Origin of the sequence: Veillonella sp. ICM51a (assembly GCF_000524355.1) — a bacterium.
GTDB classification, from domain to species: Bacteria; Bacillota; Negativicutes; order Veillonellales; family Veillonellaceae; genus Veillonella; species Veillonella atypica.
The window spans coordinates 30,039-53,918 of sequence record NZ_JAPX01000045.1 but is presented as its reverse complement, the minus strand read 5'-3'; the positions used below and the strand labels follow the sequence as shown (position 1 = coordinate 53,918).

The following is a 23,880-nucleotide window of genomic DNA, read 5'->3' as shown; positions in this document are numbered from 1 at the left end:
TTCTCCCGAATTTATTCATTAATAAACATGACTTTACATACATGTTCTTGTTTTTCACGAAGCTTATTAAAAGCAACTTGATATTCACTAAAATCATAGCGATGTGTAATTAATGATTTTCCATCTATTGTATTATCATACAAACCTTTAATAGCTGTTTGCCAATCATCTATATGCTGATTATGACTACTATTCCAAGTACCGCACACATGTAGTTGTTTACGCAAAATAGCCCAATACTGTTGTTGAGATAATTCAATATTCCCCTGTGGATTTCCCATGACTAAAACAGTTCTTTCTGCATTACAAGCTAATAAAGCTTGTCCTAAAGGTTCAGATGCCCCTGTTCCTTCAATACAACAATCGACCCCATTCTCTCTAGTTAACTCTTTAATAGTTTCTACAACATCTACTTTTTCACTATTAATTAAATCTATAAACCCTAACGACTTAGCAAAAGCTAGCTTTCGTTCATCTCTAGCAATACCAATAACACGAGCGCCAAATGCTCTAGCCCACATAGCACAAAGCAATCCAATAGGGCCTAATCCCCATATAGCAATAGTATCTAATCCCTTAACACCTGTAAGTCGAATAGCATGTAATGCTACTGCTGCCGGCTCTGCTAGAGCGGCTAGAGACAAATCCATATCATCTGGTAAAAAAACAAGATTTCTTAATTTTACGTTTAACTGCTCAGAAAAACCGCCATCGCGGCGAGAACCGTAATAGTCATAATTATTACAGAGTTCGTATTTACCTATTTCACAAAATTCACACCGTTGGCAAGGAATAAGTGGAAAAATAGCTACTTTTTTTCCAATCAAGGTTTCATCATCAGCATCAGTAATAACACCTGCGAATTCATGTCCTGGTACTGTCGGAAAGTGGTATGTTCCTTTTGTAAATACACGAGGAACATCACTACCACAAATACCGGCAGCCTTAATCGTTACAATCACTTCATCAGATTTTCGTTGTGGTAATTGTATATCTTCATATCGTAAATCACCAATTTTATGCAATACTAAAGCCTTCATTTTTTATCTCCTATTAGATAAAATTGTTTTAAATAACATTATATCTTCTTGAGTAGTTATTTTTAGATTATTAGAGGAACCTAAAGATTTACCAACAGGTTGATTATAGTACATTAATAAATTAGTAGGTGAATCAATATAATTGCAATCTCCTTCTGCTAATTTATAGATCTTATTAGCAATAGATATCTTCATGGACTCCGGTGTTTGACCTCGAAACAATTTTTCTCTAGGGTATACACCATCAATCATATCACCATCTTCACTAATAAACATCGTATCAAAACATGGTGCAACTGCCAAAGCCGCACCAAGTTGACGGGTTACAAAAATACTACTGTTAATTTGATTAGATGTAACACAGGGACGTACTGCATCATGAATGATAACTATATCATTATTAGTAGTAGCAATCTTATTAGCTTCTTGAATTCCTTTATTAATAGACTCAAATCGAGAATTCCCCCCCGTAATAATAGATACAAGCTTAGTAATGTTAAATTTACTTTTTAAACGATCGATATAATCTTCCCAGCTCGCAACACAAACGACAATGATTACATCTATCTCCATAGATTGTTCAAAAGTCTCCAATGTATATGCCATTATAGGTTTATGATTTACCTCTACAAATTGTTTTGGAATATCAGCACCAAAGCGACTACCAACACCACCAGCTATAATCAATGCAATATTCATTTTATTCCCCCTACAGCCTACCTATTAGTCAGTCATATTATGAAGTGTATAAGCAAGTGATGCAAATGGTGCAATATCACTCGGAATAATACGATGAGATTTAGGTACATAAATCATGTCACCATCTTCAAGAGCAATATTCTGTTTAATATCTTGCTTCTTAATGAAAGTTTCCATATCTACCTCGCGTACGTATACTGTATCGTCGATAACACGTACTACTTGAATATGACGTGGTCTAGCTTTTCTAGCAGTACCTTGTGCACTGGAAAGAGCAGCAAATACATTCATATAATCAGCACCTAAACGATAAATCCCAGGCTTTGGCACTTCACCCATTACATAAACTTGACGACCACCATATTCAGATACATTAATCGTAATGTCTGGATCATGTACATATCTAGAGAATTTTTGATTTAATACAACCGTCGCTTCTTCTAAAGTAAGACCAGATAGTTTAACAACACCTGTATAAGGTGTATTAACACGACCATCTGGACCAATCATGAGTGTAATACCAGATTTACTAGTTGCATCGCCACCACCAGAGAACCCAAGTTCACCATTGCTATAGCCTAGCATATGAAGATTAATTTTATCATACTTGGATAAACGATATTCACCAATATCTGTACGAGCAAGTGAAAATACACTATCTTTAGGATTAATGTACTCTCCATTCTCTAATACCATTGTTAATTTTTGTTCTTTTGTAGGATGTTTCGTTTTAAATATAACAACCTCTTTACCATTAACAGGACTACTTACAACAGAAACATCTTGCACATCTTGATTATAAGAAGTGGAAATACTACCCATATACTCAACACCAGCTGCATTTACCATAACTACACTACCTAGCAAGCAAGCCCCTACAACAGACATTAATAACTTATGTTTGTTCATGTTTATCTCCTTAATATTACCCTTTCTTTAATCTCAATTTAACCAAAACTGAGTCAGTTAACTGCTTTTCATAGGCATTAAAATTAATAACACGTTGAAGTCCAAAGTAGATAAAAGTGTATACTAACATACTAACCATTAAAATATAAATGGATTTGTTTAAATCAATATGCGGAACAATATATAATCCCACTATAGTTGCTACGATAGTAACGATAGATAAGCGGAAAATTTCTTTCCAGAAATGAATAATATTCAGCTTCATATAACGTTGGTAATATACATTCATAATAAATCCATTTCCTAGTAGCATAGAAAATCCCGTGGCTACTGCTCCACCAACAATGCCATATGAATCAATCCAGAAGTACGCAAGAACTATATTTAATGTACCAACGAGGACATAGACTACAGCGCGCACATGATACACATTACGAGCTTGCATAATAGCAAGGCCAACGTTCTGGATTAGGTCGATGGTGAATGGTGCGATGATGAGCAAGGTAATGACATATACCAAGTCAAAACCATCGCCAACCCAGTAATGTAGGAAACTATGTCCAAATACAATAAATCCGCTGAGGATTAAAGACAATAAATAAAATTGTAATCGCCCTATTTTAAGGAACAAATTCTGTAACTCTTCGTCGCTACAGCGGTTTGTGATCATAGCCGTAATCTTAGGCAACAATGTGCCAGATATAGCTAACGCAATATTCATATAGTTAATATAAATCTGACTCGCAATAGCATACACTGCAACAGATTCAGCGCCCATCTTCATACCCAATAAAAGCTGGTTACTTTGCCAAAATACTTGATCCACGATAGCAACTACAAATGTACTAAGGGATAAATTTCTCATAGCTAGAATTATCTCATTATCCCAGCCACGATATACCAATCTAGTACCTAATTTGTTATGACAGTACAAAACTTTTACAATCACCAATACCACATTAAAGATTGTTTGTACAAGAACAACACTCATTGCAGATGGATAAAATATAATCATAGCAATAATCGCAAAGGGTTGTAGCAATATTTGTAGTAAACTAATAGATCTGTGGAATATGAAATGCTCTTCAGAAATGATGACCGCATCAAAAACCTTAGAACCGAAGAGCACCATTAAGTTCAATAAGAGCAATAAGAAGATATTTTGAGCACTACCAATCATAGATGAATCCAAGGTAGCTCCAAAAATATATGGAATACATAAATAGAATATGAGACCTATAAGACTAAGGAGTACCCCAATACCTACGTAAAGAATGAGGGACATTGTTAATAGCTTGTCAATTTTCTCTTGGTCTTGCAAAGTCTTATATTTTACTAAAAATCGGGTAATCGTTGCAGATAACCCGAAATCTAATACGTTAAAATAAGCAATAATAGATCCAAGCAATCGATACAAACCGAACTCAGCAACGCCAATAAAAGATAGTAGAATCGGTACATAGGCTAAGTTAACAATCGTATTGCCTAGTAAGAGTGCGTAGGACAACAAGGTGCCAACCTTTCGCTGTGTAGAAAAGTTCTGAGCCATATTATTTCTCCTACTCTACCGATCAAAAATCTTAAAGTTAAATTGATAATCGATATTCATACTTGAAGGATATGGGTTACGCCAATTTGAATAATAATCTTGTGGAATCCCAGACATCATATTCAAGAAGGTATACATATAGAACAACAATATAATATATCCCCATTTAAAGTTGTAGATTTTATCTTTCACTTGCAATAGAAAGTTGGAATTCAAGTATTGAATCGTATAAGGCATGATAAGAATAATAAAATACTCAAAATATTTTGTTAAACGTGTAATCGGCAATGAGAAAGCGAACAAGAAGTGTCCTAGAATTCCTAAGAACCAAATATTTAACAAACCTTTATACTTTGGCTTGAGCTCCATAATCGCTATACGAGCAATAGAGAACAAACCAAACTGTACAAACATGTATAACCCCGTCATATTAACAGAGTCTACATCAGAGAGGTAGTTTAAATAACGGCCATCTACTTGTAAGATACCAAAAATCGTAGACAAAACACTTAATACGATATTTAGCTTAAATATAAGGAATGTCAAAATAAATACGATTGCGTACTTGTACCAAGAGAATACTCTAGTAGGCACAAAGTATAGTATGACAGCTACGACAGCACTATAGTGCATAGATGCAGCAAAGGCCACCACTAATAAATATTTCCACAAGCTACGCTCTAAACAGTAACGGTAGCCCCAGAAGATAAGAACCATACTGAGGCCTTGGCGAATACCATTCAATGAGAAGAAATATTGTAAACAGTAATACAATGCGATGATTAAAATCTGGATTTCCGTATCTTTTGTATAATACCTAATACTGCTCCATAAGATTAACATAATTGGAAGCTCATAAGCGATGAACAGCATTTGATAAGAGAAGTGAAATTGATGTAAGAATTCAACTAACAACAAAAACGTGGGTTCCGGATAGAGATCATCGATTTTAACTGTATCAAATAGCACTATATACCAGTCATAATCAGTGCCAATTTCATATCTAAATAAGCCAAAGAAAGTTATAACACAAATCACGAAGATAGGCATAAACTTTTTATACTTTGGTGGAAGTAAACGTTCCGTCACAATAGATGCTAATATAAATATGGCCAGACCAATCCAAAAAGCCATAGGATCACCTAGTCTTTCATTCCACTCATGCGTCTTGTGTATTGAACGTAAATAAACGCACCCGCAATCACTAAATATAATAAGCCACCAGCAACCATTACATATAATTTTCGTGGCCAAGAATGTTTCAATGGCAATGTAGGCTCATTGATAACACGCATATCCATACCATCGATATTTTCTTTAATTTTTAATTCTTCCAAGCTCTTTGTTAACAAGTTGTAAGTATCCGCAGATACTTTGGCATTACGTTGTAATTCTAGGAACTTAACGGATTTTTGAGATAATTGATTAGATTGTTCTACGTTTTCTTGACTCAATGTATCAAGTTGAGCAAGAGCTGCTTGTGCTGCTTCAATATTATTCTTGGCAACTACGCGTTTTTGTAATAAATCCATTTGAACTGGGCTGATTGTTACATTTTCAGAAGCGATGGATTTTGCTACAGTTTTGGATAATTCGCCTTCTAGATAAGCGATATTTTCTTTAACTTTTACAACTTCTGGATAATCATCAGTGAATTTGAATTGTAATTTCGCTAATTTTTCATTTTCACTGAATAATTCTTTACGGATGGATTGAATTTCAGAATTATCAGCCATTTGAGAATCTACTAATTTTTGATTTTGGCTATCGATTTGAGCTTCAATAGAGCCTAATACAGCATTATTAGTATTAATTTTTACGGTTTCTTCTGCTTTCGCTTTTTCGTAACCAGAAGTACGTTCTAACAAGATTTTCTCTTGCTCAGTTGGAGAAAATACTCCATTTTCTTGTTTATATTTTTCAAGAGCAGCTACGTCTGCATCCATTTTTTGTTTAGCTGCTTCGTTTTTCTTTTCCAAGATGTTAACTAATGTTGAATCTTGCGTAGAGCTCACATCAGCAATAGCATTTTTCAAAGATTCTACTACATCACCAGCAATGCGTTGTGCATTTTCAGGAGAATCTGCGGTAATAGTAAAAGACAAAATCGATGTACCACGAGGGTTATCTACTTGCATGTATTTTTTTATGAAATCATCCGCATCGAAGTTTTCTTTTTCTGCATCTTCATTGCCTAATTTTTTGATAACAGGATTAATAACCTTATCACTCTTAAGAACAGACATGTAGTCCAATACAGAGTCACCACTAGAAATACCTGCTAGTGTTAATAATGCAGTGTTATTTGCCATAGCACCCAAGGCACCTGCTTTGGGTTTTACTTGGATCATTACACTAGACTGATACTGCTTTGGCAGCAAGAATGCTAATAAAAGGAATATTACAAAGATGCCTCCCATTAAAACAAGGAGTAATTTCTTATACTCTTTAATGATATCCTTTATAAGCTGATAGGAAATAACTTTCGGTCCCATACTAATCCTTTCTTTGATAATACTTGAACAATCTAATTCTGCCTATTCTTGTAACGATAGTAGACGACTACTACCCAGTAAAGCTTCATTTGCAACAAGCGCACAATGAGTTGCTTCTTTTTGCCTAAACTTGGATCTACTACTAAAGGATGTAATGTAGCCAATCGCTTCACACGATCATAGTACGATAATGCTCTAGAGTCACCTTGCAACGCGGTATACTTATTGAGCAAACCAATGACTTGGTGAATGTAAATCATATTGTAACTATTTGGACAATACTCCTTTAAAAATGTATATTCTATATCCATCTTGAACACATCATTAGAAAAGGTTTTTTCTGTATATAAGGTGCTCAATGATATTTTTGTATCATAGTGAAAGTATTGATATAGACTTCTTTCTTCTATTTTATAAGATATGACGTATCTATAATAGGAAAAATTAAAAACTTGGTCCTCTGCAACAGATAAATTCTCATCAAATCGTAAATGATGCTCATCGATTATAGCTTTTCGATAGAGCTTCGCTACAGGACCACGAATCCAATCAATAAGATCGTAATACTCTTCGGCTAAAATACCTTGTGCAGGTGCCTTGTGGACACGTAAATCAGGTTTATAAATTTTGCCAGTACCATCTACGTACACATCTTCGATAGAGCCGATGACAAGGTCCGTATCACGACTAGCCACAATAAAGGATTCCACATAGTTTTGAGAAATCATATCGTCACAATCGACGAAGACAATAAATTCCCCTCCTGCTTCCTCAAGGCCTCTATTGCGAGCCGTGCTAACACCGCCATTCTCTTTATGGATGACGCGTATGTTTTCGCTTTTTTGTGAAAGCTCATCACATAGCTCCGATGACCCATCAGAGCTACCATCATCAATCAAAAGCAGCTCAAAGTGTTTATAACTTTGGTCCAATATAGATTGAACACAAGCCTCTAAGTGAGCCTTTGCGTTATAGACAGGAATGATGATACTAACGAGCGATTGTTCCATAGTATTCATTATTTGTTTTTCCAATACACATTAAAATTATGATGGCTTACGCGACGATCCTCAGGAGGTGGCGTCATATAGTCGCCAAAGGTATTTTCTAAATACTCGATATAACCTTGAGGTGCGTAGAACTCAGTGTCTTCGAAGGGTAATTTCACATAGCCATCGATGGACGTTTTTTTCAAGCTTTCAAAATCCCAGTTCCAAACATAGACGGTCAAGCCAACAATATCAGATTCGCTAATGCGGTATTTTGTAGCGATAGAATTTACAAGAGAAAATACCTTTTGTGTATTAAAACCAGCACATACTGTAATAAATGCGTATTTAATAAAGGTTCTGATTTTATTCTTTAATTCAACATTGTTCTCTTTAGAGTCTGCAAAATGTTTACTTGGCGTATAGGTGAAAGCGGAGGCATTACCAATAACGCCTAATGTTTTTTGAGTAAACAATAATAAACGTTCTTTCCAAGAGCAAGATGGAATTCCATCTACTGGGAAAACATCGATAAAGGCATGGTATTCTTTATATTTCTCTTTCAACGTATGCTCGTATAAAACGGTTGCAGTGTCACCAACACGGCCAAAGGACATATGCCAATTTGGATTGTTCTCCAAAGAGTCTGCATGATAACGAGTATTAGAACTATTATATAGTTTGAAGAATCGCTCATAATCTTCTCTCGGCATAGCGATATCGATATCATCATCCCATGGAATGAACCCTTTGTGTCTTATCGCACCTAGCAATGTACCACCACATAAGAAGTACTTAATATCGTGCTTTTCACAGAATTTAGCAACATCCTTTAGAATATTAAGTTCTACTGCTTTCAATTCTTCTATGGTTAATTCTTTCACTGTTAAATCATTCATTACTCTATTCCATTTTCTTTCAGATATTGATTGTATAAAGAAATAAACTGACTATTTTCCTTAGAGTCATTAGACATTGGCGTGATCATAATAGTATTGTGAAATAAGCAGTAATATCTAGGCAATTTATTTGCTGCTTCTGTAAACACATTGAGTAGTGCTACTCTAATATCCAATAAAGAAGTATCTATCGCTTGTAAAGCGCCCATAATCGATATAACAGAACCACCAGTATCTACAGAATCATCAACGATTAAGATTTTTTTTGCTTTAGATACTTTTTCAATGATAACATCATTAGGGAAGGAAACCTGTCGCTCTTTAATAGTGTTATGAACACCAGATTTTATCTCCATTTCGCGAAGCATAACCTTCACTGACTTAGGCAATAATTTTAAAAATGGCGCTATTGCAGTCTTTAGACTACTCGCTTGGCGTTCTGCATAAACAGGAACGATAGGTACCCCGAGTATATCACCTAAATGTTTACCAATTAAATAACCACCTTTAGCGATAAAGATGATTAAATCCGGCTCATAATTTTCTTTAACAAGGTCAGCTAATTCATAGCTTCTTTTTTGTAAGTCTTTTAACGATAATTCGATACAATCCATAAAAATCTCCCCGTTGAATAAACGATAACATACGATCTAAAATGGTGAATTTATGGGCTACTGGAATACATGGTGAACTAGTGAATGTAGCATTTTCTATGGCTGCAATAAAAGTTTCTGGAGTTTCTGGAGCTATATCTGTTTCTATATAGTCCTTACCGATTTCAATCCACGTGTGAATGTCGCCACCGATAACTTTACGCAAATTATATTTCTCCGCTATTTTATTTTGTTTTATATCATAGTCAGTGCTAATATTCCGACCATTATGAATCTCGATACAGTCAATTTGAGACTGTAACTTTTCAATATATGATTCTTTTAAAACAGTTTTATATCGCTTCTCATCATAAGGGTGTGGAACGTAGACGATACCACCTTGTCGCTTGATTTCAGCGACCGTTTCCTCTGGTGACATACCACTCTTTATATGTTCATTAATATACAAACCTATAATTTCCCCTGCTGTAGTCATAACCTCTTCCCCTAGGATGACATAAAGCTTATTCCCTTTTCGTTCACAATACTCTTTAAAGGCCAATGCCCCTTTTAAATTGTTATGCTCTGTAATGGTAATATGCGTAATCCCTTTATTGAGGCAACGTATATAAAGTAACCAAAACGGTAGCATACTATCATGTGAATATTTAGTGTGAGCATGACAAACTAATTTCATAGAAATCAAGCTCCTTTTACTTAATTATATTAGCTATAAAATCAGCTATAGTTGGACAAGCTTGTCCTTTTTCAAATATGCCTAAACGCTCTTGATGAGCATGTAGTCTTTTGACATACTTATCTTTATCATACTCTTTGATAAGCTGTCCTAGTGCTTCATTGGTCAAAGCAAATGGATATGGCCACTCTTCTAACGGTATACAGTAATTCGTAACAGACTCATACGCCACCTTATCAGGCGTATAGAGAAAACAAGGACGTTCTAATAGACCAAAGTCCCATACAGAGCTAGAGTAATCCGTAATGAGTACGTCTGTAACGAGCAATACCTCTTGCATATCATCATGACTGGATACATTAATGACATAGTCTGGTATATCGCTGTCATTTTCCAAATAGTAATGGCCGCGATACAAGATTTTCCACTCGCCACCGAACTTGTCTTCTAAGTTTTGTTTTAGCTCAGAAAAATCAATATCGTAGGTGCTACTGCCTTGGAACTCACGGTACGTAGGGGCATATAAGACATAGTTATAGTTTGATTCTAATTTGATTTTTGAAAGTATATCCAATCGCTTAATGTCCATAATAGTACTATCAGCGAGGAGTATATCATTCCGAGGCAAACCAGAGTCAATAAATTGTTTCTCTTGTACATCAAAGGATTGTGCTGCATAGTACGTATAGAGCTTACAAGAAGATAAGAAATAGTTAAATTTATGTGTCATATGGTAGCGTATACGCCCCATCCAATTCCAATCTAACAACATACCCCACTTCTTATAGGCACCGCCTCCATGCCAGGTATTAATATACACTTGATTCTCTGTAGTCGGCAAAAAAGCTTCCAATAGGTCATTAAAAACGATAATCTTAGAGGACAAATAATAGTAAAAATACTTTAGTGATCCTTGTTTTACAGTGATAATGCCTTGTCGGCGTAAATCATCATAAGGTTCAGGATTATTGAAAGACCATACGATTTCATACGTATCGTCGTTCTTCATGTACTCGCTAATATATTTAGGGCTGCAAGTGTAACCTCGACCTTCGTAAGATCTAAAGAGAATACGGTTCTTCTTTACAGGAATAAAGAAGGCAATTCCTCGAAAAAAAGTTCTAGCTGCTACTTGGGCACATAGGCCACCAAAATTAATGGCTAGATACACCACTTTCACCTTGCGAAGTTTATTCTTTAATTCTCGTAAATCCATGATTATACTACTTATCTAATTCCAATAAAGCTTCAATAAATAATTCCATATATTTAACATCACCAGTTGTTACACGAATATAGTTTTTTAGAATATCGTAACCAGAAGTTTTAATGGATATCTTCTTTTCAGTTAATAATCGTTCTGCTACTGTTTTAGAATCTGTTTGCACCTTAATCGTAACATAGTTACCGCCTTGATATACATATTCGTAGCCAGCTTTAACCAACTCAGCCATGAGATACTCACGGCCTTCTAACTCTGTAGCAATAAGCTTTTGTGTAAGCTCTTTATTGTTAATAAGTTCATTAGCAAACAATAACGCAATAGCATTTGTATCAAAAGTTGGTCTCGCATTATTAATCATTTTAATAATTTTAGCAGAAGATATAGCATATCCAATACGGCATGCTGCAATAGAAAATAATTTAGAGAAGGTACGAGTTACAATAATGTGATCGTATTCTTTTAACAATGACATCTGTGTACCCTCATAAAAGTAGTGATATGCTTCATCAATAATCAATAGCGAACCCGTAGATTTTGTTTTTTCTGCTACAAGACGGAATTCATCATCTGTATAAGGACGCCCTACAGGATTATTAGGGTTCAATAAGGACACAATGCTTGTATTTCCATCGATACACTCAAACAATTGATCTACATCAATATTAAAGTCTTTAGTTACATCTATCTTTTTATGGTTCAAACCATACATATTTGCATATACGCCGTACATTTCAAAAGTCGGGAATACACTAACAAAGTTGGAGCCAGGTTTACCAAAAACCTCAAAGATATATTTCAAAGCCATTTCTGAACCATCAGTAATAGCAATATTATCTGTAAATACACCATGAAACTTTGCCAAAGAGTTAATAAGAGGAGTTTTATCTGGATATGTAGAGAAAAATTCTGGTGTCAATTTACTTTTAACAGACTCTACTACCTCTAGTGGCAAACCACCAGGATTTTCATTCATATCTAAGCGTAAAATACCTTCACGGTTACCATCTGGATATTTACGTTCTAATTGTTCAATTAATGGATTAATATACATAGTACTACTCCTACTAGCTATTAAAAAGTAACCTTATTCGCTACGTTAAATTGATTAATCATATTCGTAATAGTTCTTATTTCCTCGATTGTTAATAGGATAGAGTTCTTATGATTCAAAATACACTGAATGAATTCAGATATTTCATAGCGTAGACCTTCACCATCAAATTTATAAAAGTACTTACGGTTCATATTGATGTCTTCAAAACGAACTTCAAAATATTCTGTTTTCCACCAAGGAGCAGGAACGTAAATATATCCTTTATCACCAGAGATAACCATATCCCCTTCGCTCTTACCACTGATGGCTACATTAGAGGTAGCAACAGTCTTCTCGTAAGAAATCAACATCTTAGTAAACATATCAATACCATTGTCATCCCGACTGAAGAATTGAATGTTTTTATAATCTAACCCTAAAAGCTTAACAAAAGCCAAGAATGGATAGGAGGCTAATGCATGTACACTTCCTCCATCAACTAAGCGAATTTGCTCTCCTAGTTGTTTACCTAAGATTTGAGTAAAGTTAGCATCTACACTCAAAATATTACCGATAATACCGCTCTTAGCCAAGGCAATCAATTTACCAAAAGCCGGCGTATACGCTGTTTTCAAACCTTCCATAAAAACACAGTTATTAGCATCTGCCAATTCTATAATTTCTTGTAATTGCTCATCTGTTACGAGTATCGGAAACTCCACAAGTACATGTTTTTTATGTTTTAAAGCATGCATAATCGCTTGAAATTGATACTTTGGTTCTACTACGATATATGCTGCATCAATAGCCTCATAGAACTCTTGTTGATATTTATAAACCTTGAAATCATATTGTTCTTTAAGTTGCTCAAGATATCCAGACTCGTTATCTACGTAAATAGCCTCTATATTAACACCAGATACATATTTAGACTCTTCCAAAAAGCGTGTTGTTACCGATTCAACACCGTAACAACCCAATTTGATAGTATTGGTATTTCTAATGTCTGTACTAGAAATACCTTTAGTTCTATCTAAATAAATAACTTCACAATATTCATTCAGATAGTCAAAATGACCTCTCCAATCTGAACCTACTGTAAATATATCAACATCATATTTTTTTATATCATCAATCTTTTGACCAAAATATTCTTCTATGACAATTTCATCAGCAAAACCCGTTTCTTCAACATGTTTAATGCGTGTCATTAAAGAATCACGAACGTTTAACTTACCTCTATTTTTATCAAAATCACCTGATGTAACCCCTACAATCAAGTAATCTCCTAACTCTTTCGCTCTTTTTAAAAGGTTATAATGGCCCTCATGAAATAAATCATACGTACCATATGTAATAACTTTTTTCATATTTATACCTTTATACTTAATATGCACCCTTACCCTTAAAAACAGTCAATACTGTTTTCAATAGATATACAATATCAATCCACACAGACCAGTTATGAACATACCAAGAGTCCATTAATACGCGTTCTTCATAGGTAGTATCGCTACGACCACTGACTTGCCATACACCGGTAATCCCTGGTGGTACAAGGTAAAAGTCGTTGATATAGTCGCCGTATTTTACGATTTCATCACTCACAATAGGACGTGGCCCTACAAGACTCATATCCCCAACGAGAACATTCCACAATTGTGGCAATTCATCAAGACTCGTTTTACGAAGGAATTTACCAATTCTTGTAACGCGAGGATCATCTTTCAATTTGAAATCTCGTTCCCATTCCTCACGAGCTACAGGATTTTCTTTCAAATATATCTCCAATGCCTCTTGTGCATTGGGCACCATGGAGCGGAATTTATAGCACGGGAACTCTTTACCACCTTGGCCAACGCGCTTGTGACCAAATACAATAGGACCTGGAGAATCTAGATAAATTAATATAGCTACGATGGCGAAAACTGGTAAAATCAAGATGCCACCACATACAGTAGCTATAATATCAAATAGACGTTTAAATAAACGATTTCTTCTTTGAGCTAGATTGTTTTTAACCTCTAAAATTAATGTCTGTTCATTCATCAAGCCACGTGCTGTAATATTAGCTGCTGGAATGCCAAAAAGTTCAGGTACAAATGTCACCTTTTCCACAAGAGTTTGTAATTTATTAATCAATGATACTAATTTAGTAGGTTCTAAACCTGGTGCGCATACCAGTACATTAGGGATATTATAATGTTTAATAACTGCTTCTGCATCGCTAAATCTACCTAGACATTTATATTTATTTGCAAGTATAGAGGATTTAGGATTATCGTCTACAAATCCTATAATTTGATACATAGCAAGTGGCATTTTGCTAAAATGAGTATCCACAAGTTCTGCCGTTTTACCTGCTCCTACAAGCAATACAGGAATAGCTAACACTTTCAATTTAATAAGTATACGAGCTAAAATATATCGGAAGAAAATAACATATAATAATATAAACCCATATGATAAAATGACGAACAAACGAGATACATTATTTAATATATGACCGGCGTACATCAACACGATAGATAGTACAATACCTATTGTGATACTACGAAAAATAATTTTTATCTTTTCCCAGTATGCTATATCAATTCTATACCCATGATTTAGAAAGAGAACTATAATAAAAACTAAGGGTATGATAATATATGAATACCAACCATCAATATGTAATATCATATTATGCCCGTTAAAAGGCAAAAGTAATCGTAAATTATAAGCAGATACGATACCACATATAACGGAAATATAATCAATAAAGACCATTAAGGCCTTAACAATAACATTAGAGTTAACATATTTTCTTTCCATATATACTCCCTCATAATTAATAGGTCTGACTATTTCAGAATGCAGCTAGCTTTCTAACTTATAATTTATTGATATAAAATCGAATATAATACACTAAGAGGTTATAGGTAATGAAAAAAACGATTAGTGCAATAATCATTATCTTAATTATTGCTTTTATATGGGGTAATTCCTATCAATCTAAATCTGATACAACTCATTTCAGTATGTTCTTTACTACACATATACAGATTTTATTAATAAAAATCGGTCTCCATCCAAATTTGAACATTATGAATACTTATGTACGTAAACTTGCTCATCTTACAGAATTTATGGCACTAGGTGCTATTATCTATTATACGTTCAAACAGTTTTTTAAAACGCATATAGGGAAAAAAAGTATTCTACTAGCAATCTGTATTGCTACACTAGATGAAATGATTCAAATCTATATACCAGGTCGGACCTCATCAGGTATTGACGTTTTGATTGATACTACAGGATCTATAATTGGTATATTAATTATAAAGGGACTTCTTAAGCTAAAACTGCATTAGTTATAATTTAAGACTTCTAATCCCCCAATAAATAACAAAATATTTAACAATCTCAATATTTATATTATATTCTATAATTGTAAAATATTTGTAGAGAACGATTAAATCGTCCATAAATTATTCATATTTAACCACAGAAATTCCTTGCAAACTATAGATAAAATTACTATGCTTTTAGAATTAATAAATAATACTCATGAAATAAAGGTGTACAAGGAAAACAACCTCATTTTGTCCAATAATTACAATGGTGAACTGATGTTTTCACTCACACTTCTTTCCCACCAGCAAACTTCTTCAGAAAAGATTAAACCCTTATAACACTAGATATTTACTAATGTTATAAGGGTTTTCACACACACTTTTTACCCTATAAGCCCTGATTAAGCATTCGTATATAATTCAGAAAATCTGAAAGATTACTTTGTCTTAATCCTAAATGTTCACTTTTCAAAGTATAATGTTTTCCTGGTATAGATTTTCGATAATATACTTTGTCACTATTGGCTAATTGTACTGCGGTATTAAAATTATCATTATGCTCTCTAAAAAAAAGTAATTACATAATCTCCTTTTCTATATCCCATCGATACTAAATCATCCATTGTATAGCGCTCCTGACCTATTGAGCAAGCCATCCAATATTCTATATCTGGATTAGATAAAAAATCGTATTTTGCTTATTCAATTTATGGAGATACGCAATAAGACCATTTAATAAATGATATCCATTAGAGGTTTTTCCTGTTTGCGGATCTGGCTGTGCTTTATCTAAATCAGCAACAACTAAAAATACCTTAAATAAATTTTCATTGCTTTCAATGTAATTCTTAAACTTCCCATATCCAGCGCCATCAATAGAAACAATCTCAATATTAGAGATATCACCTAATAAATCTTTTATATAGGTACTTTCGGTCAAACCTTCACAAACAATTAAAATTTTTACACTCGTCTTAATATTTTTTGCTACTCGTTTTCTTACAAACTTTTTAGAGCTTGCCATATTAGATTACCTCAAATGAACCTTGTAAAAAATCTAATGCTAAACGCTTTTTATTAGTCCTCAATTGAAAATCTACTAAAGAATTAACAATTGTAAATAACGAATGATTTTTGGAAACAATATATATTTGTTGCGGTGCAAATAACGATAAATCAAATAACTCTAAATTATGTGATGTTACAATCAATTGACCTCTTTTATTCTTAGATGAGTTAATAATTTCATTAAATAATAGGATGAGGGATTTTGTACTAATAAATGCATCAAGCTCATCAACTAGAATACTTTTACCTATATGTACCTCTAACAAATTAGTTAACAAGAAAACGATTCTATTAATTCCTTTTGACTCAAATGCCAAAAGAAATCTTACAGTCCGCTTATGCTCATCTAGCCTTATGATCTTGACATTATAACTAAGCGTATCTGAATCATCAGAAATACATTCTTCAAACTCAATATCTTTAATAGTAGGGTCAACCTGTTTCAAAATCTGTATTGCTAACTCTTTATTATTTTGGATTAACTCTTTATGTTTATTAGAGAATGTGATATTAAACCATTTGACATCAGAATTTAAAAACAGGTCTGTTACTATAGAAATATTATTAATAGTGGAAATAAATTCATTATAGATATCTATTATAAAATCCTTTAATTTTGATAAAAGAGTCGAAGTAGATTCTCGAGAGTAAATCTCTTGTATCTTATCATCTAATAAATCACTATATAATACATTATTAGAAAATTCGAAAATAATATCTTGATTTTTAATAAGCTTTTCAACTATAATTTGTTCATTTTTATTGACCTGAATAGTATACTCGAAGCTATTACCTTTATCAGACTCAACTATTATCTCAAAAGAAATGGTATCAGATAAGCGATTAAAAACTCTTTCATTTTTAATTGGCATCCCTGTAGAAATCATTTGTTGTAAACCTAATAAAGCATATAGAATATTAGTTTTACCTACAGCATTATTACCAAAAATAACGCTAGATTTAGTAGATCTGTTTACACTAGATAGAATATAATTTTGTTCATATTTTATTGATAAAATTTTTTATCCTTTAAAAGTAGAAAAATTTCCCCTATTATACCATCGCAAATAATCTTAATAAAAAATAGTTTATCTTTTTAATAAATACAAATTTTTATAATTTAGATATCAATATTTCTGGATGCCGTACAACCCAAGCTGTTAACTCTACATAAGCTTGCTTGATTTCTACAAAATCATGACGTTCTACATGTGTTATAGGTGTATCTTGATCTTTAGAATCTCGCCAATTAATATTTTCTGCTGTATAGTTACCATAAAAACCGATTTCAGATTGTGTCATCCAATGGTATGGAGTTACAATATATTTTTGCGGTTCAAATAAAGAAGGCATTAAGGAATAATATTCAAAATCTTTTGGTGCTATAAGTTCAAAAATAGTAGGCATAATTTGCATATGATCACCAATACTATTTTTATTAATCCAATTAGTATCAATATCCTTATGATACATGGCAAAATATGTACAAAATGATTCTCTAATAGTTTGCTTTCTATATGAAAGCAGAGAATCCGCAATGCCACAGGAATGATCACCTGTGACTATGATAAGGCTATCCTCAAAATGTTCCTTCATAGCATCAACAAAATTAAATAATGCTTGTTCCGCATACCAATAAGTACCTAAAGCTGCTACTTTACTCTTATTATCTCTCACCTCTCTAGGAATATTTCCCAAAATCGTATCTGCATCCCATCCATATCGTTCAATAGGAATTGTACTTGGTGAGTGATTCGATGTTGTATAAATAAAATGCATAGTTGGCTCATCATCAACTGCCAGTATACGTTTTTTTACCTCATCTAGAAACAAATGATCATACACACCTAACCATGTAGCAGGTGCATCTTCACCACAAATATCTGGGCCACCGATACATTCATCAAAGCCCATTGATGAAGCAAATAAACCTAAGCTAGCCCAAGAAATACTACCCCCATACCAAAGTTTAGTTTTATAACCTAACCTCTTAATTTGTTCTGGCAGAGAAGTAATTATAGTATGTTCCCAAAATTGTGTTTTCTCATTAATTTCCAAATTAGAATCATAAATTCCTGAAATGAGACTTGTAATAGCCGGTTGAGAAATCATACCTGCAGGCAAAAAATTATCCATAGAAATAGTATTCTTTTGTGCTTTAAACTGCTTTCCTGCATCGGCAATATGATAATCTGAATAAATATCATCCGTCACAGATTGTGTAAGACTTTCACCAACAAGAATAAAAATATGCTTAGGCTTTGAAATTCGTGGACCTTCAGCTTTTTTTCGTAAAAGCTCTAATGGATTTACTCCTATCTTTATATCTTTAAATTCTGGAATAATATGCAAATTTTTAATCGCCGTGTTATCATCGTGATTCAAAACTTCATTAACATTATGTTTATGCACTAATTCCAATGCAATCAAATCATCAATAACGGCTTTAGCTAAAAATATATCATTTTTAATAATAGCTGGTACAAAATCCCACTCCGGTTTATTACGATGATTCAATGTACCACCATAACGTAACCAATAGAAAACCACTACCGTAAGAATAACTGATATAATTGTTCCCACTACTTGTCCTACAAATGGAAATGTAGGTATCAACAATACCGGCGTTAATAAAGTTGCATAAATTCCTAATGCTGTAATTACTGCAAAAGGAATAAAACCAAGTAATATCCATAATCCATGATTTTCATTAAAAAATATATCTAATAGATTCTTTTTATCAGCATTTCCACCCAAACGAACTAATTCATTATAAGTATCTTTAAAATGATAATAATATATTAATTTTCCCATAAATGCAGCATATAATACCATCAAATACAATGTTAAAAGTATGGTTCTTACAATATTACCTACCGCGAAATAAGAGGATATAAATGCACCCGGTAAAGAGATAGCTAAAAAGGAAACTAATAATACATAAGCATGAAAATCGAGTCCCCACCAAAATCCATAACTAAAGGTTTTAACTAGTTTTTTCTTATCCACATTCCAATGATATGAAGGTCCATATAGTTTAATAAAAATAAATCTAAAGATAGCACTGATTATAGGTGCCCATATAAAGATTTTTAAATCCTGTTGTAATCCTATTAGTAGTGACTCAAGCATATTTTACCTCTGATGATAGTTATCATTTTATATAATCTACTGAGAACGTAAATATTTTATCCATACATCTTAGTATACAATAATAACAAATAAAATATACAAGTAATATGACAAAACCAGTGAAGTACTAAATAATTACTCCACTGGTTTTTATAATTTATTTAGTTTTACTTGTAGTCTTCAACAATTCCTCCCACTGTCCCCAAATGGATTCAGGGCTGAATTGTTTCATACGATCACGTCCGGCTTGGCCCATGGTAGCGCGAAAGTTTTGATCTTGCATCAATCGTTCCAAGGCCTCCGTCAATGATGTTACCCCATCATCACATAAGATGCCTGTTTCCCCATCGATGATAAGTTCATTAACAGCAGAGCAAGATTTATAGCCAATTGCTGGCAAACCCATGCTCATCGCTTCCCCCAGTGAAAGCCCAAATCCTTCATAGGCGCTTGGAAAGGCAAATATATCTGCCTTAACGAGTACACTTGGTACATCGGTTGTCGTCCCCATAAAATGAACACGGTCTCCAAGTCCCGCCTTGGATACGATCATATCCAACTCTTTCTTGTAAATCTTGCGGTCCTCTTGGCCCCATAACTCGATATCCCAATTAGGATACTTCCCGGCCAATGGGGCAAATGCCTCAATTAACAAATGTGGTCGTTTATGATTCTTATCGAGTCGCGCTACAAATACGATTTTGTAACGGTCTTTTACCTGTGAAAGCTCCGCCTGCTCTGCATATTGTGGAATGGCATTACCAATAACGACAGTCTTAGCCTCTGGTAGATGATTTTTAATATGAGATTCAAAGGATGGCAATAATACTTGATTTACCGTACTCTTTGCAACCGCCTCAACCTCCTCTACAGGATAGGTATGAAAATAATCCTCAGGATCACCATGGCTCATAGTGATAACAGGAATATTTGTTTTCAAATCTAGCAATAACGCCTTTGAGGCTGCCGGTTGATATGACACGATTACGTCCGGCTTAGTTCGATCTAATACAGACTGAAGGTGACCTAATAGATATTTTTTGGTAAACTCATTATTTACACCACGTGCTTTACGCTTGTCAAAGGCACGCAAAATCTCCCGTTTTGCCTTATACCAAAGAGGAATAGAATAACTTTCACCCTCATAATGACATAAATCATATGCCTCGATGCCCGCATCAAGAGGATAGTAGAAATCCCCCGTTTGCACATCGCTATACACAAGACTCACCTCGTGGCCACGGCGCTGCATCTCATTGGCAAACGCAGCCGTCACCTTAGCAAGGCCGCCCGTATCGCCTACCATCTTTGTTAAATTTGCTAATAAAATACGCATAACACTCACCTTTTTACTACTTCTATTTTTTATCTAAATATTAACTTGTTGGCATAAAACAAAGATATTCAATAGAATATCTCAAATTCAACTCTCCATTCTCTTAGATATTTATAATAATAAAAGAACATTCGTTTTTTATAGTATATCAAAATATAGAACTTTTAGAGTCAAATAATATTATAAAAAAATCTCTTATCACTTAAATTAGTAAAGTAATAAGAGATTTCTTAAAATAAATTATAAGCTTAGTTAGCTAATTATCCTTTTGGTGGATGCGAATCTTTCCCATGACTATCTTTTTGTGCTATTTTACCATTTTTATTATGAATAATTAATTCACTACCTTGATTTTGGCTAATTTTTCGTGCATAATCCGTAGCTGATTGTTTAGTGTCAAAGTGCTTTGTTATCTTTGAATTTCCAGCACCTTTAACATTCCAACCACCATTCTTATCATGAACAACATGCTGATTTTTTCCCATGTAAACAGCCCCCTTTGAATACAGAAATAATAGGTTTTACAATAATATTACTATATACTTATCTCCTATTACCCTATATAGATACATAATATAGTTATAACTACTTTTTTATTCTATCTAATAATTTATTATAACTACAAGATCAATAATAAATTTTGGAGTTATTTATAATAAATATAGCTTATTAATTGAATTATATAATATTTCTTTTTATACATCAAATTAAATACTACAATCTATATTTTCAAATGATAACTAATCTACCACATATTTATCATTATTAACCTCATGTATTTTTACAACCATATCAACAGTTTCATCTTCCAAGTATTCAAAAGCTATTACTTCATTAAGTTCCATAGTAATAATGCTTTCTACAACATTCATTTATATCTAATCATAATTTATATTCTTTCATATATTTTTGTGGTTTAAATAATTTATATCCCCATCGTCTCAAACGATTAGAATGATGCTTATGCATACGCCATAATAGATCTTTTAAACCTAAATTATACTTTCTATAAAAATCATAATGTTTCGTATAAATAGCTAAAAAGCTTTTATCCATCTCATCTAAAGTTGCAGAATCAGACTTAGACGAACAATCAGCCCTTTTTCTATAGAAAAATAACAGCTCTGGTATACGATATACTTTTCCGCCATTTTTAATCATGTTAATAAAGCATTCCCAATCCTCCATTTGTGAAATAGACATATCAAATCCACCAACTGAATCAAATAATGATTTTCGAATAAGTTCAGATACATAAATACAATTCGAGCATAAAAAGTCTAATAAATTAAACTCTGGTAAATATAGCTCTCCAGATTTTCGTCCAAAAAATTGTACTTTTGTATATACAATATCATATCCTTGCCTAGCAATAGATATACATTTTTCTATATATATAGGAGATATAATATCATCAGAATCTAAAAATAAAAGATATTCTCCCTTAGCTAATTTAGCACCTTCCATTCTAGCTTTAGATGAACCGCCATTTTGTATTTTTATTACTTTTAAACGATTATCTATATCTTTATAACTATCAATAATAGAAAAAGTATCATCAGTAGAGCCATCATCAACGGCAATAATTTCAATATTTTTAAATGTTTGACTAGAAACACTCTGCAAAGTTTCTTCTACATACTTAACTGCATTATAACAAGGTATAATTACAGAGACTTTGATATCATTATGTGCTTCCATACAACAATATAACACTCCTTTTTATAATCACTTTACTGAGCATTTACAAATTCAATAACCTTACCAGCAATCATTTTCACATCATCTTTTGTTAAATACATATGAAGTGGCATTGTGATAATTCTATTAGACATTATATGCGCATTAGGGCATTTACCATTATCATAAGAATACATTTCATACTCTGTATTATCACGATAGTGAACACCAGGGTAAATATCATTTTCTTGTAAATATTCTAGTAAACTATCTCGATTATCTACGGCAATCTCATAGATATGATAAGAGCATTCATCTGCGTGTGGTGCACCAATGATTTGAATTTTATGCTCATTTTTAAACATCTCATTATAGCATCTAGCTAACTCACGACGATATTCATTTGTTTCATCCAAATATTTAAGCTCTACTAAACCAATAGCAGCCATAATAGAATTACCATGATCTTTATAACCAAGGTACTCTACATCATATTTCCATTTATAAGAACCTTTCGTACCACTATTACGTGCATACGTATCCTTATTAATACCTAACCAAGTCAATTTACGGCAAATTTCATCATACTTTTTATTTTGGAAACAAATCATACCACTATCAGCAGTTGGTAGATTTTTAACAGCCTGGAATGAATAGACAGCCACATCTACGCCATCCCATGTACCTGGCATTTGTCCATTCACACGAGTACCGGCCATGTGTGCCGCATCAAGAATTAGTTTTAGATTATGTTCTTTACAGATCTTAATAATTTTATCTAATTGACCAACACGTCCACCATAACCAACAAAAATAACAGCTCTAGTTTTATCATTAATTTTACGTTTTACATCTTCAGGATCTAAACAAAGGTATTCATCTACATCAGCAAAACGAGGTACTAATTTCTCATATAAAACAGCATGATTTGTAGATACAAAAGTAATTGGTGTTGTTATAATCTCATCACCATTTTCCCAACCATTTTCCTTTTTTAAGATTTCTACTGCTAAATGTAAACCAACAGTAGCAGAATTTAAGAAATGGGCATTCTCATGACCAGTATATTCTTTCCATTTATTTTCAAATTCTACTGTTTTAAAACCAAGACCAGTCCAACCAATTTCAAGGCACTCTCTGATTTCATTTAAACATTCTTCTACATGATATTTAGGTTTTAATACTTGAATCGTCATAACTA

Annotated in this window: 23 protein-coding genes; 1 reads left to right on the top strand and 22 read right to left on the bottom strand. The window is 33.2% G+C overall.

All coding sequences use genetic code 11. The annotated features are described in order from the left end of the window. Positions 1 to 11 precede the first annotated feature (11 nt). From HMPREF1504_RS07970 to wbaP, 14 genes are read right to left on the bottom strand one after another with little or no spacing between them, the layout of a single operon-like run. Positions 12 to 1,040, bottom strand: coding sequence for a galactitol-1-phosphate 5-dehydrogenase (locus HMPREF1504_RS07970; protein ID WP_038124940.1), 1,029 nt, complete (start codon positions 1,038 to 1,040; stop codon positions 12 to 14). Between the two features lie 3 nt (positions 1,041 to 1,043). Then, a complete protein-coding gene (locus HMPREF1504_RS07965; protein WP_038124939.1) occupies positions 1,044 to 1,739 on the bottom strand; it encodes a 2-C-methyl-D-erythritol 4-phosphate cytidylyltransferase in 696 nt (231 codons plus the stop codon). A 24-nt stretch (positions 1,740 to 1,763) separates the two neighbouring features. Beyond that, positions 1,764 to 2,648, bottom strand: coding sequence for a polysaccharide biosynthesis/export family protein (locus HMPREF1504_RS07960; protein WP_051411698.1), 885 nt, complete (start codon positions 2,646 to 2,648; stop codon positions 1,764 to 1,766). A gap of 16 nt (positions 2,649 to 2,664) precedes the next feature. Continuing rightward, a complete protein-coding gene (locus HMPREF1504_RS07955) occupies positions 2,665 to 4,197 on the bottom strand; it encodes a polysaccharide biosynthesis C-terminal domain-containing protein (protein WP_038124934.1) in 1,533 nt (510 codons plus the stop codon). 15 nt (positions 4,198 to 4,212) lie between these two features. Next, the gene (locus tag HMPREF1504_RS07950; RefSeq protein ID WP_038124933.1) at positions 4,213 to 5,331 is read right to left on the bottom strand and encodes an EpsG family protein; all 1,119 of its coding nucleotides are present in this window, start codon (positions 5,329 to 5,331) and stop codon (positions 4,213 to 4,215) included. Positions 5,332 to 5,339: 8 nt separating this feature from the next. Continuing rightward, on the bottom strand, positions 5,340 to 6,692 hold the full coding sequence (locus tag HMPREF1504_RS07945) for a GNVR domain-containing protein (protein WP_038124931.1): 1,353 nt from the start codon (positions 6,690 to 6,692) through the stop codon (positions 5,340 to 5,342). Between the two features lie 32 nt (positions 6,693 to 6,724). Further along, the gene (locus HMPREF1504_RS10120) at positions 6,725 to 7,711 is read right to left on the bottom strand and encodes a glycosyltransferase (protein ID WP_051411696.1); all 987 of its coding nucleotides are present in this window, start codon (positions 7,709 to 7,711) and stop codon (positions 6,725 to 6,727) included. Then, positions 7,711 to 8,580, bottom strand: coding sequence for a phosphorylcholine transferase LicD (locus tag HMPREF1504_RS07935; protein ID WP_038124929.1), 870 nt, complete (start codon positions 8,578 to 8,580; stop codon positions 7,711 to 7,713). The genes HMPREF1504_RS10120 and HMPREF1504_RS07935 overlap by 1 nt, the downstream gene beginning before the upstream one ends. Then, positions 8,580 to 9,194: a phosphoribosyltransferase gene (locus tag HMPREF1504_RS07930; RefSeq protein ID WP_038124927.1), complete on the bottom strand. Its 615-nt coding sequence runs from the start codon at positions 9,192 to 9,194 to the stop codon at positions 8,580 to 8,582. The genes HMPREF1504_RS07935 and HMPREF1504_RS07930 overlap by 1 nt, the downstream gene beginning before the upstream one ends. Beyond that, complete coding sequence (locus HMPREF1504_RS07925; RefSeq protein WP_084644758.1) at positions 9,145 to 9,870, bottom strand: PHP domain-containing protein; 726 nt, start codon at positions 9,868 to 9,870, stop codon at positions 9,145 to 9,147. The genes HMPREF1504_RS07930 and HMPREF1504_RS07925 overlap by 50 nt, the downstream gene beginning before the upstream one ends. A gap of 16 nt (positions 9,871 to 9,886) precedes the next feature. Beyond that, positions 9,887 to 11,086: a CDP-glycerol glycerophosphotransferase family protein gene (locus HMPREF1504_RS07920; protein WP_038124925.1), complete on the bottom strand. Its 1,200-nt coding sequence runs from the start codon at positions 11,084 to 11,086 to the stop codon at positions 9,887 to 9,889. Between the two features lie 7 nt (positions 11,087 to 11,093). Beyond that, positions 11,094 to 12,146 carry a histidinol-phosphate transaminase gene (locus HMPREF1504_RS07915; RefSeq protein ID WP_038124923.1) on the bottom strand — a complete coding sequence of 351 codons (1,053 nt, stop codon included), beginning with the start codon at positions 12,144 to 12,146 and terminating at the stop codon, positions 11,094 to 11,096. A 20-nt stretch (positions 12,147 to 12,166) separates the two neighbouring features. Next, positions 12,167 to 13,498: a Gfo/Idh/MocA family oxidoreductase gene (locus HMPREF1504_RS07910; RefSeq protein WP_038124973.1), complete on the bottom strand. Its 1,332-nt coding sequence runs from the start codon at positions 13,496 to 13,498 to the stop codon at positions 12,167 to 12,169. A 16-nt stretch (positions 13,499 to 13,514) separates the two neighbouring features. Beyond that, complete coding sequence (wbaP, locus tag HMPREF1504_RS07905) at positions 13,515 to 14,942, bottom strand: undecaprenyl-phosphate galactose phosphotransferase WbaP (RefSeq protein ID WP_038124921.1); 1,428 nt, start codon at positions 14,940 to 14,942, stop codon at positions 13,515 to 13,517. A 110-nt stretch (positions 14,943 to 15,052) separates the two neighbouring features. Between wbaP and HMPREF1504_RS07900 the strand changes: the two genes are divergently transcribed. Further along, positions 15,053 to 15,481, top strand: coding sequence for a VanZ family protein (locus HMPREF1504_RS07900; RefSeq protein ID WP_038124919.1), 429 nt, complete (start codon positions 15,053 to 15,055; stop codon positions 15,479 to 15,481). Between the two features lie 646 nt (positions 15,482 to 16,127). On the opposite strand, the gene HMPREF1504_RS07895 is transcribed toward HMPREF1504_RS07900, so the two are convergent. The 8 genes from HMPREF1504_RS07895 to HMPREF1504_RS07865 all read right to left on the bottom strand — a co-directional run bounded on the left by HMPREF1504_RS07895 (position 16,128) and on the right by HMPREF1504_RS07865 (position 23,875). After that, a complete protein-coding gene (locus tag HMPREF1504_RS07895) occupies positions 16,128 to 16,487 on the bottom strand; it encodes a hypothetical protein (protein WP_038124917.1) in 360 nt (119 codons plus the stop codon). Between the two features lies 1 nt (position 16,488). After that, positions 16,489 to 17,481, bottom strand: a complete 993-nt coding sequence (locus HMPREF1504_RS07890; RefSeq protein ID WP_255326106.1) for an ATP/GTP-binding protein — start codon at positions 17,479 to 17,481, stop codon at positions 16,489 to 16,491. Positions 17,482 to 17,644: 163 nt separating this feature from the next. Then, on the bottom strand, positions 17,645 to 19,663 hold the full coding sequence (locus tag HMPREF1504_RS07885) for an LTA synthase family protein (protein ID WP_038124912.1): 2,019 nt from the start codon (positions 19,661 to 19,663) through the stop codon (positions 17,645 to 17,647). A 157-nt stretch (positions 19,664 to 19,820) separates the two neighbouring features. Then, complete coding sequence (locus HMPREF1504_RS07880; RefSeq protein WP_038124911.1) at positions 19,821 to 20,999, bottom strand: glycosyltransferase; 1,179 nt, start codon at positions 20,997 to 20,999, stop codon at positions 19,821 to 19,823. Between the two features lie 260 nt (positions 21,000 to 21,259). Further along, positions 21,260 to 21,484 (bottom strand): DUF2188 domain-containing protein, encoded by a 225-nt coding sequence (locus tag HMPREF1504_RS07875; RefSeq protein WP_038124909.1) that lies wholly within the window; start codon positions 21,482 to 21,484, stop codon positions 21,260 to 21,262. 255 nt (positions 21,485 to 21,739) lie between these two features. Next, entirely contained in the window at positions 21,740 to 21,871 is a 132-nt protein-coding gene (locus HMPREF1504_RS10615) for a hypothetical protein (RefSeq protein WP_255326105.1), read from the bottom strand. 10 nt (positions 21,872 to 21,881) lie between these two features. Then, on the bottom strand, positions 21,882 to 22,700 hold the full coding sequence (locus HMPREF1504_RS07870; protein WP_051411694.1) for a glycosyltransferase: 819 nt from the start codon (positions 22,698 to 22,700) through the stop codon (positions 21,882 to 21,884). A gap of 32 nt (positions 22,701 to 22,732) precedes the next feature. Continuing rightward, on the bottom strand, positions 22,733 to 23,875 hold the full coding sequence (locus HMPREF1504_RS07865; protein ID WP_038124907.1) for a DegT/DnrJ/EryC1/StrS aminotransferase family protein: 1,143 nt from the start codon (positions 23,873 to 23,875) through the stop codon (positions 22,733 to 22,735). Positions 23,876 to 23,880 lie beyond the last annotated feature (5 nt).